The organism is Vibrio sp. 2033, from assembly GCF_033339735.1.
On the sequence record NZ_JAWOVC010000002.1, the window covers coordinates 221,758 to 233,883 of the forward strand.

A 12,126-nucleotide genomic window follows, 5' to 3' on the forward strand; every position below is an offset into this window, starting at 1 on the left:
CTGCCGATCTTAGTAAGGACGCTGATAAGCGGTTTTCACTACGGTGTAGAACTCTTTGGCGTACTGACCTTGCTCACGAGGACCAAAGCTAGATTCTTTACGACCACCAAATGGAACGTGATAATCTGTACCCGCAGTTGGCAAGTTAACCATGACGCAGCCCGTTTGGACTTGCTGTTTGAAGATCGCGCTATTGCGCAAGCTTTGCGTGATAATGCCGCCTGTCAGGCCAAAGCGCGTATCGTTTGCGACTGCAATTGCCTCATCCAGATCAGAAACGCGAATCACGCTCGCCATTGGTGCAAAGACTTCTTCTTGGTTCACTTCCCAGCCATTCTGTGTATTTAAAAACAGAGTTGGTGACATGTAGTAACCGTCATGCTCTAGGCTCAGACGCTCACCACCGAAAGCCAGCTCCGCGCCTGCTTGGCGTGCGTTTTCGATCCACTCAAAGTTCGCATTCAGCTGGTTACCATCAACCACAGGGCCCATGAACACGCCCTCTTCCAGTGCGTGACCCACTTTAAGTTCGCTCATGCGTTGGATTAGCGCTTCAACATACGCGTCGTGAATTCCGTCCATAACCACAAGACGAGAAGACGCGGTGCACTTTTGACCTGCACCCGAGAATGAGCCTGCGATTGTCGCTTCAACGGCAATTTGAATGTCTGCATCATCTGCCACTACGAGCGCATTTTTGCTACCCATCTCTAGCTGACAACGCACAAAATTTGGTGCCGTTGCCGCTGCAACTTTACGGCCTGTGTCCACAGAACCAGTGAAGCTCACGCCGTTCACATCCTTCGAATTGATAAGGGTATTACCGACTTGCGAACCGCTGCCCAAAACGAGGTTAAACGTGCCAGCAGGTAAACCTTGGCGATGGATAATCTCTGTCAGCGCAACGGCACTTGCTGGGGTTAGGTTGGCAGGCTTCCAGACGACGCTGTTGCCAAACGCAAGTGCTGGCGCGATTTTCCAAGCCGCTGTTGCTGTTGGAAAGTTCCAAGGAGAGATAATGGCGATAACGCCGACGGCTTCACGAGTAACTTCAACGGAGACACCTGGACGGACGGAAGCAGCGTTATCGCCAATTTGACGCAGTACCTCAGCAGCAAAGTATTGGAAGAATTGGCCAGCACGGTAAATCTCACCTCGACCTTCAGCAAATGGCTTACCTTCTTCACGCGAAAGCAAGGTGCCCAATTCGTCACATCGTGCAATGAGCTCATCACCAATCGCTTGTAACACTGCTTGTTTGCGCTCGATTGGTGTTTTTTCCCACTCTGGCTGCGCTGATTTAGCCGCTTGAATCGCTTGCTCTACTTGCGACACGCTCGCTTGTGCAAAATCACCAATGTTTTCGCTGATATCAGAAGGGTTAATATTGGCGATGGTGTCCATGCCCGATTGCCACTCACCCGCTATATAGAGGGATTTTTCTGCTTGAACATTGTTAATAAAAGTCATGGTTCTTTCCTTGTTCTTCCGATTTGTGATGGCAAGCCACCCACTCACTGATCTCTAATTATTCTTATTGGATTTATTCTGGTTGGCTTGCCGACGCGTAGACAACAAACTCCACCAACATCTCTTCTCGCGCTAACCCTGCAACCACCATGGCGGCGCGATTTGGGTACGGCGCTTCAAAATATTCCGCGTACACTTGGTTAACGGTTTTTAAGTATTCTCTGTCGGTCACGTAAATCAGGACCTGTAATACCGAGTCCAAAGACTCCCCTGCACACTCCAGGGTGTGAATGAGATTGTTAAAGGTTTGGCGTGTTTGTGCTTCGATACCGCCTTCCACAACCGCGCCTGTGTCATCAATAGGAATTTGAGCCGTATACAGGGTTCCGTTGTTGACTATCGCCCATTCAAGCGGCGCTTTAGAAGCAAATAGACTGGTTTTAACTGGGTGTTTTTTAGTAGGAGTATTCACGTGCCTTTCAACCTTTGTAACAGCTTTGTTTCAATATGGTTAAATGATGCACATTGACAGGCGATAAATCTAACGGTAAATTTTTGACATTTGATAAATTAAACTTATCACTCTATTTAAAATAACGTAAATAAAGGGATTAAGAGGCATTAGGGATGAGTATTAAGCTTCAACAATTAATGCATTTTGTGATGGTAGTCGAGGAAGGAGGCTTTCGAGCCGCTTCACATCGTGCAAATCGTTCTCAGGCGGCACTGTCAACATCGATAAAAGAGCTTGAAAAAATTCTAGGGCAAACGCTGTTTGAACCCGGAAACAAAACCAAATTGACCCCGTTTGGTGAAATTTGTCTTCCCAAAGTGGTTCAGTTTCTCAATATCTACAGTGCACTAGACAACGATCTCAAAGCAGCCGCTGCCGGACAGCAAGGGAGAGTGCGAATTGCGAGCGTTCCTTCTGTTGCAGCGAAGCTCATTCCTAGCGTGTTGGGCGCCTTTTGCGAACAGTATCCAAATGTAGAAGTAAGCTTGATAGACGATAATGCCGCTGGCGTCGAGGCTCGCCTACTCTCCGGTGAGGTCGACTTAGCGCTCGGTAACCCCTCTCACCTCGATGAGGGCGGCATTGACTTTACACCGCTGTTAGCCGATCCAATAGGCGTGGTGTGTTTAAAGGACAACCCTATTGCGAGTCATCCAGAAGGAATCGAGTGGCAAACTTTGTTGGAACAACCCTTTATCCGTAACGGCACTTGTACACTTCTCGATCCAACCCCAGCAAGAGCTCTGAGTCAGCAAGCGCTCTATTCGGTCGAAAATATTACTTCGCTGTTTTCTGTCTTAGAACTTGGGATTGGTGTCACGACCCTACCTAAGCTTGCTTTCCCAACCAATGAAACACGCTTGGTTTGGATTCCGCTTATCGATCCACCACTTGAAAGGCAAATTGGTATATTTACGTTAACCGATCGCACGATCTCGCCTCAAGCTAAAGCATTTCACGATCTTTGTGTGCATTATTTAAACTATCAAAAAGAAGATAAATAATGGTTCGATTAACATGCGGATAATTAAAAGCCTCCATATTCAGAGTGGAGGCTAATTTGTATTTGTGTATTCGCTTCGTTCTATTTTTTGCGACGATTTCGGTTCTTATACACCACGCAAAAGTTACCACGCTTGGTACGACACTTTGAGCAACGTTCACAATCTACTGGTGCGCGATTGCCTTCTTTCCAACGTTTGATCAACTGTGACTCAGCCAATAAAGGGCGTGACACAGCAAAAAATTGGATATCTGTGTTTTCTGCAATTTTCTCAATCGCATCAATGTCGCTCAGCCCGCCGACAGTAATCACCGGTATGCTAACGTCCTGGCTGATCACGTGACCATATTCGTGAAAGTAACCTTCTTCTTGTAGTGTGTAACCATCGAACGTTTGACCAACAAGTTCGTTTGCTTTGCCGTGAACATTGCCAGATACGATGATCGCATCAACGCCTACTTCTTCAAGTTTCTTACAGACGACGCGAGTTTCATCGAACGTTAAACCGCCGTCAAAGAACTCTGTTGCCGTCAGTTTAACGAGGATGGGAAATTCGCTTCCAACCAGCTTTCTAGTTTCAGAATAAATTTCTAAAAGAAAGCGCATGCGATTTTCTAAGTCACCACCATATTCGTCTTCGCGACGATTATAGTACGGGCTTAAAAACTGGTTAATTAAATAAGTGTGCGCCGCATGAATCTCTACACCGTCAAAACCAGCGTCTTGAGCACGTTTACTCGCCAATGCGAATGCCTTTACGATGTAGTCTATTTCGTCCTTTGTCATCGCTTTGCCTTGCGTATTTGTACCACGCTCAGGCACGTCACTCGGAGCGAAGATGACACGCTCACCGACGTTATGGGTGGTTTTGGTGCCACCGTAAGCAATTTGCATCACGATTTTAGAATCTTGTTGATGTACTAGCTCTGTTAGCTTTTTGTATTCTTCAATAAAAGAGTCGTTGTAGATCCCCATCATACCTGCGTTGGGTTTCTCTTCTTCAACGATATTAGCATAACCCGTAACAATAAGCCCAACTTCCCCTTTCGCAAGCGTTTCGTAAATATCGTAAAGCTTTGCCGTCATGTGACCATCTTCGGTCGCCATGTTCTCCCACGTTGCGCTTCGCACAAAACGGTTCTTTAGGGTCATGTTGCCAATGCGGGCTTCGGAAAACAAAATGCTCAAAACCAGTCCTCTTAAAGTTGTCTTTATGTTTTATCTTTTCGCAAGTAAACAAGAACGAAAAAGGAACAGCGATACACGATGTATGGCTGTTCCTTCTCTGAATCCTTGAGACCTGCAAACTACAGGCGCACCTTAATGCCTCGGAGACGACAAAACTTTAATCTGGGTTAATGTTTGGTGAGTTTTTAGATTATGTAAAAGGATGATTCTTAATCGTGTTCATTTCACTGGAGTTAAGATGCTTCCTCACCCACTTTCAGTCGTAAAACTTGTGTATTTCGCTAGCTGGTGATTCAACTCAAACATTCACATTGTTAGTTTGTATGCTGCCATGGGAACTAGCACTCCCCCCCAATGCTTACATTACAAACTATCGATATTGAATTCTCATATGGTAAGTAGAGTTATTGCGCTGTTTATACTTTTAGCTTAATCGTCGCTATCTCTTGGCATTATTACGCGTCAGCGGAAACGCGCGATCTACTATGTTTTACACACTGGTTGTTTTTGCTTTTAGATATGAATACGTGATAGTGAAGCTAGAGGAGGAACAGGAAAAACAGGGAAAATAAAGGACAATAGAGAGTTAAATGACCTTACTTCTAGGTAAGGTCATTCATGCATTCAGCAGCAAAAGATATTGGCGTTTAGCAAACGCTTAGGTTTGGTTGTTACAGAGCTAGAGGAATCAACTCGACGCCAAGCACACCACTAATCCCCATCACCACTAGCAGTGAGACTTTAAACACCGACTTTGACCAAGCGATGTAGTTGTTGTCATCAATGCTGCGAAAGGTTACTTTCGTCCACATAAAGCAAACAACCGCTGCAACCGCTAAGTATTCATACCCGGCTTCACCTAGTAAAAATAACCCCAATGATGCTGCCCCAAAAGCCACGACATACGCTTTCATGTGTCGATGCGCTTTATGAATACCTTCTTTAACTGGCAATACGGGAATCCCGGCTTCTCGGTAGTCTTGCATGCGGAACATGGCAATGGCATACGAGTGCGGCATTTGCCAGAGACAGAACATGGTAAAGAGTAAAATCGCTTCCAAGCTAATGAAGTTTGTTACCGCTAAGTAACCCACCAATGGCGGAACTGCGCCTGAGATACTTCCCACTAAGGTTCCATACACCGAGTTACGTTTGTACCACATCGTGTAAAAGAACACGTAATACACGTAGCCAAGCAACACGACGACAGCGGATAGTGGGTTCACTCGGATAAATAACAGTGCGGTTCCTACCAGCAATAAAGCAAGTGCATAAACAAACGCAATATCGATATTGATGTTGCCTTTCACTGTTTCACGATTTCGTGTACGTGCCATCTTTTGGTCGATATCACGATCGAAAATATTATTCACCACACAACCTGAAGCGATGACTAACCCAACACCAACTAACGTCGTAACGAACAACATTAGACTGGCTGGTTCTGTTTTTGCGGCGAGGAAGAACCCCGCCGCAACAGAAATCAGGTTGCCGAAAATAATGCCCGGTTTAGTGATAGACAAATAACTTTTCAGCATACCTTGACCTACAACTTCATGTTGACGTTCATGTTATAGATGATCCATACCGAGCCAGCGATAAGGATAAGTACAACAATGGCGGTAAACATCAGTGATACAAGATTCCAACGTCCGTCGGATGTTTTTGTTTCCATGTGCAAGAAGTATTTAAAGTGAACAAATATCTGCACTAATGCACATCCAAATAGAATCGCATAGGTCGTTGTATCTGGTAATGATTTCGTCCAAACAAAGTAGAACGGAATTACCGTCAGAATCAGTGAGGCAATAAAGCCTTTCACGTAATCTGACGAACTGGTTTCTACATGTTGATCCATTACATTACCCCCAGTAAGTAAACGATGGTAAAGACACAAATCCAAACGATATCTAGAAAGTGCCAGAATAGGCTTAAGCAGTTAAAGCGCATTGCCATATTGTCGTTCAGACCTTTCGTCGACAGTTGATGATACGCTACCGCTAACCAAATCAGACCAAAGGTTACGTGCAGGCCGTGCGTACCAACCAACGTAAAGAATGCCGACAGGAATGCACTTGTTTGGGGCCCATAGCCTTCTTCAATCAGGTGATGGAACTCATAGACCTCCATACAGATAAAGCCAAGACCAAGCGCGAACGTGACTAACATCCAGCGTTTGAGACCAGCAACGTTGTTGCGCTTCATCGCGATAATGCCAAAACCAAATGTGATACTGCTAAACAGCAGCAGCATGGTTTCGACAAACACGAATGGGAGTTCGAAAATGTCTTTACCTGTTGGGCCTGCAATTGAATTGCTCGACAGCACAGCGTACGTCGCGAACAAGGTCGCAAACAATACACAGTCACTCATCAGGTAAACCCAGAAGCCAAATAGCTTGTTGCCATTCGTGTCATGGTGGTGATCATGGTCGTGATGTGCTGCGATATTAGTTTGCATACGTCACCTCCAGATCATCTTTACTTTCGCTGTCTTTCACTGAGTTTTTCTTCGCTTCTTCAAGCTGAGCTCGACGTTCGGCCTCAATTGCTTTGATCTCTTCAACTTCCACGTAGTAATCCACATCATCGTTATAGCTATGCTGAATACACGTCACGATAATACCGACCAAACTTGCCGCCGCTAGCCACCAGATGTACCAAATCATGCCGAAGCCAAATAGGAGCGACCAAGCCGACACGTAGATGCCTGTTGCCGTGTTTTTTGGCATATGAATACGTTCGTATTCCACTTCTTTAGTTGGATCGAACTCGCCACTTTGTTTCTGGTACCAGAACGCATCCAGCACATCACCTTTTGGCAGGTGCGCAAAGTTGTAGAACGGCGGTGGAGACGATGTTGCCCACTCAAGAGTACGACCACCCCACGGGTCACCAGTTAGGTCACGGTTTTGCTCGCGGTCACGGATACTCACGTAAATTTGGATGAACTGAGACAATACGCCCAGCGCAATCACAACCGTACCTGCTGCGGCAATCGACAACAGTGGGAAGTATTCTGGGTTGATGTCTTGGCTTAAACGACGAGTCATCCCCATGAAGCCCAGCGCGTAAAGCGGTAAGAACGCCATTAAGAAACCAATAATCCAAAGATAGAACGCGCGTTTGCCCCAAGTTTCATTCATGGTGAAACCGGTCGCTTTCGGGAACCAGTAAGTGATCGCAGCGAAACATCCAAACACCACACCACCGATGATAACGTTGTGGAAGTGAGCAATTAGGAATACTGAGTTATGCAGAACGAAATCTGCACCCGGAACAGCCATTAGTACGCCCGTCATACCACCAACAGTAAAGGTGATCAGGAAACCCACCGTCCACATCATTGGCGTCGTAAAGCGGATGCGGCCTTTGTACATCGTGAATAGCCAGTTGAAGATCTTCACCCCTGTTGGGATAGAAATGATCATCGTGGCAATACCGAAGAAGGCATTTACGTTCGCGCCAGACCCCATCGTAAAGAAGTGGTGTAGCCAAACGACAAAGGCAAGAATCGTGATAACTACGGTAGCCCAAACTAGCGATGTGTAACCGAACAACTTTTTACGTGAGAAGGTTGCGGTGACTTCTGAGAACACACCAAAAATTGGCAAGATCAAAATGTACACTTCTGGGTGGCCCCAAGCCCAAATCAGGTTGACGTACATCATTACGTTGCCGCCAAGATCATTGGTAAAGAAGTGCATGCCTAGGTATCTATCCAGCGTAAGCAGAGCGATAGTCACCGTTAGGATTGGGAATGAAATGATGATCAAAATGTTTGCACATAGAGATGCCCAAGTGAAAACTGGCATCTTCATCATTGGCATAGACGGTGTACGCATACGCAAAATGGTCGCGAAGAAGTTCACGCCTGTTAACGTCGTACCAACACCTGATATCTGCAGCGCCCAAATCCAATAGTCGACCCCGACTCCTGGGCTAGCCTCAATACCTGAAAGCGGCGGATACGCCAACCAGCCGGTACGACCAAATTCACCTAAGCCGAGAGACATGTTTGTTAGGATGACACCTACAACAAACAGCCAGAAGCTCAAGTTATTCAGATACGGGAAAGCTACGTCACGCGCACCAATCTGCAATGGCACGATGATGTTCATCAGACCAATGACCAATGGCATCGCTACGAAGAAGATCATGATCACGCCATGGGCAGTAAAAATTTGATCGTAGTGATGCGGTGGTAAGTAACCTGCTTCACCCGCAGAAGAAAGGAGTTGCTGACTACGCATCATGACTGCGTCAGCAAAACCACGAACAAGCATCACCATCGCTACTGCGATGTACATGAAGCCAAGTTTTTTATGGTCTACTGAAGTAAACCATTCATTCCACAAATATTGCCACTTTCCAGCTTTGGTCACCGCGTAAACTACGGCTAAACCAACCAGCGCCACAACCGCTAGGGTGATGACAATAATAGGTTCGTGGAATGGAACTGAATCAAGAGTTAATCTTCCAAACATTACGATTATCCTTGGTTTTCAGGCAAACAGTTCATTGAACCAGGATGCTGAGTCACAACGTCGGTGAACAAGAACGGAGGAACGCTAGAGAACAAAGTGACTGGCTCTGCGATACTTGGCGCTGCCAGTGAGCTGTATTGCTCCCAATCTTCAATACGATCAGGGCTCGCCTTCACTTTCTGCACCCAATTTAGGAACGCAGCACGATCAGACATTGCTGAAGCTGTGAACTTCATTTGCGAAAAGCCTTCGCCGCTGTAGTTCGATGCAAAACCCTTGTAGTCACCTTTGTGGTTCGCTATCAGGTTAAGCTTGGTAACCATGCCTGGCATCGCGTAGATCTGTGTACCTAAGCGAGGGATGAAAAACGCGTTCATGATGTTGTCCGAAGTCAGTTTGAACTGCACTGGCACATCTTTCGGGAACGCCACATAGTTCACCGTCGCAATGTTTTCTTCTGGATAGATGAACAACCATTTCCAATCGAGTGACACCACTTCGATGGTCATTGGTTTAACATCACTTTCCAAAGGTTTGGATGGCTCTAGTTCATGAGTCGAACGCCATGTGATCGTCGCAAGAATCGCAATGATGATGATTGGAATTGTCCATACCACCACTTCGATTTTGGTCGAGTGTGACCACTCGGGTGCGTACTCTTCTTCAGTGTTAGAGGCGCGGTATCGGTAAGCGAAGTAAATCGTCATTAAAATCACAGGGATTACAACGATCAACATCAGCAAAAGAGCAGTAATAATTAACTCTTTTTCTTGCACACCAATGGCACCTTTGGGGTCAAGTAAAGCTGAATTACATCCTGAGAGCATAAGTATGACGGACGCCAAACTTCCCCTCGACAAGATGCGTTTATATCTTGAGGCTTCCATTAACTTTCTCGATGGTTGTCTGGTTTCAAAACAGATGCCAATCAAAGTAAATAAGAGCTCACAAATAGCGCAGAGGTAATGTATGAGAACAAGAAAAAACCTCGATAAGTAGTTATTCTACTTACAATTTTTCAACTTCGTCATCAAGCATTTAACCAGCTAGAATGAACCGTTATTTGCTACGATACGATTGGTATCAAGCCAAGAACCAGTTGTTATAGTCATTAGAATGTTTATGTGTTGAGCATGAGTAACGTCGGGTTCAGAGCGAAACAAAACGGAATTGAGTGGAGATCAAAACCACACTCTTAGTGTGAGTTTATTGTTACACTTTGAAACACTATGTTACATTTGGCGCATTATGAGGAGTAAAAAGTTAAAGCTCATTAGCCACAACTGGAAACTAACCTTCCATTAATGGAAGTTACACACTTTAAATCGAATATTAACCTCAACACGAATTTCTCGTGCTTCAACAATTAATTATTTAAAAACAAATAGTTGAAACTTAAAATTGATGAGACTGACTATCAACTTCATTTACGCAGATAGCCTTAATGAGAAGCGGAAACTAAAAAAACAAAAGTGTGATCAACATCAAATTAATGATTTCACTTAATATTTGAGTGGTATTTACATCTCTTTATTGGATTGTGAGAAATCATTCTCAAGGTAAATCCAAACATAAGTTGTAAATACATTTGGGTTGTGCAGAATTAGCACTCCACAACATAGAAAATGTTGAAATGGAAAGAGACTTATTATTCAGGTCTATCAGAGCCTTATTTCAGTGGTCACTTACATACGAATGCCGCCATCCACTTCTAAAACCCTGCCAGTAAAGTAATCACTCTCAATAATGTATTTTACTGCATGCGCGATTTCGCTTGTTTCGCCCATCCTGCCAACTGGGATCATCTTTTCTAATCGCTCTATGGCTTCTGGTTTCATTTGCTCTGCCATCGCGGTATGAACTACACCTGGTGCAACCGCCGCCGCGCGAATACCGTATCTTGCGAGCTCACGAGCCCATGTTGTCGCCATGGTCGCGACCGCCGCTTTTGACGCAGAATAATTGGTTTGTCCGATATTCCCAGCTCTCGCAACACTAGAAATATTGATGATAACGCCTTGGGAGCCACTCTCAATCATCTTGACGGCAGCTTCACGCCCACACAAAAATGTTCCTGTCACGTTAACGTTCATGACCAAGTTGAATTGATCCAAAGACATCTTACTGATCACGCCATCTTTTGCTTTTACAAGTAACCCATCTCTTAACACGCCAGCGTTATTGACTAACCCATTGAGTTGACCAAAATCTTGGATAATCGCTTCAAACGTGGTTTCAACATCGATTTCGTTGGTGACATCCACTTGATATGTCAACGCTTTCGCACTCAGCATTCGACACTGCTCTTGTGTTTCCATTAAGCCACTGGCGTTTACATCCAATAACGCTAAATCAGCGCCAGCTTGAGCAAGGGTAATGGCCATCATTTGCCCAAGCCCCTGCCCTGCTCCTGTAATGGCAATAACACTACTTTTTATGTCCATATTGGTGCACTCCATAGCTCGTAATGTTCTATACCTCAACCAGTCTAAGTTGGCCGAAATGATGCGCATTTTACGTCACCATCTCGGGCTGGTTTGTCACAAAACTCGGTCTAGCCTTTCTTACTCTTGTATAACTCAAATAAGCTTGAGAAATCGAGCTCGCCGTGGCCGCTCGCGTTGTGGAAAGAATATAAGTTGCGCGCTAACGACCCCATCGGAACCGAAGAATGTGTTTGTAACGCCGCATCTAACCCCAAGCCGAGATCTTTTAGCATGAGTTTGCTCATAAAGCCCGGTTGGTAATCGTGACTGGCTGGCGCACTGTCCATCACGCCTGGGCAAGGATTGTAAAGCTCCAATGCCCAATTTCGGCCAGAGCTTTGCAGCATGATGTTTGATAGCACTTTTGGATCGAGTCCATGATCGATACCTAGGTTTAATGCCTCGCACGTACCAGACATTAAAATGCCGAGCATAAGGTTGTTACAGATTTTTGCCATTTGACCATCGCCTGCTTTGCCAGCATGGAAAACATTTTTTCCCATATACTGCAAAATCGCATTGGCTTTAGAAAACGCTTGATCCGAACCACCAACAATAAAGGTTAATGTCGCCGCTTTAGCGCCAGCAACGCCCCCCGAAACGGGCGCGTCGACAAACAACACGCGTTTATTTGCCGCTTCATTGGCGACTAATCGCGCAGAGTCCGGATCAATGGTTGAACAATCAATCATCAAGGTACTTGGCGAGACAAGATTGAGGACACCTACGCCACCGTGTAAGTCACCAAGATACACGGAACGAACGTGAGACCCTGCTGGTAGCATCGTGATGACTGTGCTAGCACCATCTACTACCTCTTCGATAGAGCTCGCCACCACCGCACCAAAAGGTACTAGTTGCTTTGCGGCTTCGCTATCGACATCGAATACTTGCACGTTAAATCCAGACGCGAGTAAGTTTTGCGCCATAGGATGCCCCATCCTTCCTAAACCGATAAATGCGATGGTACTCATGATCA

At 45.5% G+C, this 12,126-nt stretch carries 11 protein-coding genes; 1 reads left to right on the plus strand and 10 read right to left on the minus strand.

Annotated elements, in window-relative coordinates:
• Positions 1 to 9 precede the first annotated feature (9 nt).
• Both R7P74_RS04300 and R7P74_RS04305 read right to left on the minus strand, forming a co-directional pair.
• A complete protein-coding gene (locus R7P74_RS04300; protein ID WP_005375790.1) occupies positions 10 to 1,470 on the minus strand; it encodes an aldehyde dehydrogenase family protein in 1,461 nt (486 codons plus the stop codon).
• A gap of 73 nt (positions 1,471 to 1,543) precedes the next feature.
• Positions 1,544 to 1,942 (minus strand): RidA family protein, encoded by a 399-nt coding sequence (locus tag R7P74_RS04305; protein ID WP_005375789.1) that lies wholly within the window; start codon positions 1,940 to 1,942, stop codon positions 1,544 to 1,546.
• 155 nt (positions 1,943 to 2,097) lie between these two features.
• On the opposite strand from R7P74_RS04305, the gene R7P74_RS04310 reads away from it, so the two are divergent.
• Positions 2,098 to 2,988 carry a LysR family transcriptional regulator gene (locus tag R7P74_RS04310; RefSeq protein WP_005375788.1) on the plus strand — a complete coding sequence of 297 codons (891 nt, stop codon included), beginning with the start codon at positions 2,098 to 2,100 and terminating at the stop codon, positions 2,986 to 2,988.
• 80 nt (positions 2,989 to 3,068) lie between these two features.
• On the opposite strand, the gene R7P74_RS04315 is transcribed toward R7P74_RS04310, so the two are convergent.
• The 8 genes from R7P74_RS04315 to mmsB all read right to left on the minus strand — a co-directional run bounded on the left by R7P74_RS04315 (position 3,069) and on the right by mmsB (position 12,121).
• Positions 3,069 to 4,175 carry an NADH:flavin oxidoreductase gene (locus tag R7P74_RS04315; protein WP_318122703.1) on the minus strand — a complete coding sequence of 369 codons (1,107 nt, stop codon included), beginning with the start codon at positions 4,173 to 4,175 and terminating at the stop codon, positions 3,069 to 3,071.
• A gap of 671 nt (positions 4,176 to 4,846) precedes the next feature.
• Positions 4,847 to 5,713, minus strand: a complete 867-nt coding sequence (cyoE, locus tag R7P74_RS04320) for a heme o synthase (RefSeq protein ID WP_005375784.1) — start codon at positions 5,711 to 5,713, stop codon at positions 4,847 to 4,849.
• An 8-nt stretch (positions 5,714 to 5,721) separates the two neighbouring features.
• Positions 5,722 to 6,033, minus strand: a complete 312-nt coding sequence (gene cyoD, locus R7P74_RS04325) for a cytochrome o ubiquinol oxidase subunit IV (protein ID WP_005375783.1) — start codon at positions 6,031 to 6,033, stop codon at positions 5,722 to 5,724.
• Entirely contained in the window at positions 6,033 to 6,635 is a 603-nt protein-coding gene (gene cyoC / locus R7P74_RS04330; protein ID WP_005375782.1) for a cytochrome o ubiquinol oxidase subunit III, read from the minus strand. Before cyoC ends, cyoD begins: the two co-directional genes overlap by 1 nt.
• A complete protein-coding gene (cyoB, locus tag R7P74_RS04335) occupies positions 6,625 to 8,661 on the minus strand; it encodes a cytochrome o ubiquinol oxidase subunit I (protein WP_005375781.1) in 2,037 nt (678 codons plus the stop codon). Before cyoB ends, cyoC begins: the two co-directional genes overlap by 11 nt.
• Before the next feature lie 5 nt (positions 8,662 to 8,666).
• Complete coding sequence (gene cyoA, locus R7P74_RS04340; RefSeq protein ID WP_318122704.1) at positions 8,667 to 9,548, minus strand: ubiquinol oxidase subunit II; 882 nt, start codon at positions 9,546 to 9,548, stop codon at positions 8,667 to 8,669.
• A 798-nt stretch (positions 9,549 to 10,346) separates the two neighbouring features.
• Positions 10,347 to 11,105 carry an SDR family oxidoreductase gene (locus tag R7P74_RS04345; protein WP_005375778.1) on the minus strand — a complete coding sequence of 253 codons (759 nt, stop codon included), beginning with the start codon at positions 11,103 to 11,105 and terminating at the stop codon, positions 10,347 to 10,349.
• 110 nt (positions 11,106 to 11,215) lie between these two features.
• Entirely contained in the window at positions 11,216 to 12,121 is a 906-nt protein-coding gene (gene mmsB / locus R7P74_RS04350) for a 3-hydroxyisobutyrate dehydrogenase (protein ID WP_005375775.1), read from the minus strand.
• Positions 12,122 to 12,126: the final 5 nt, after the last annotated feature.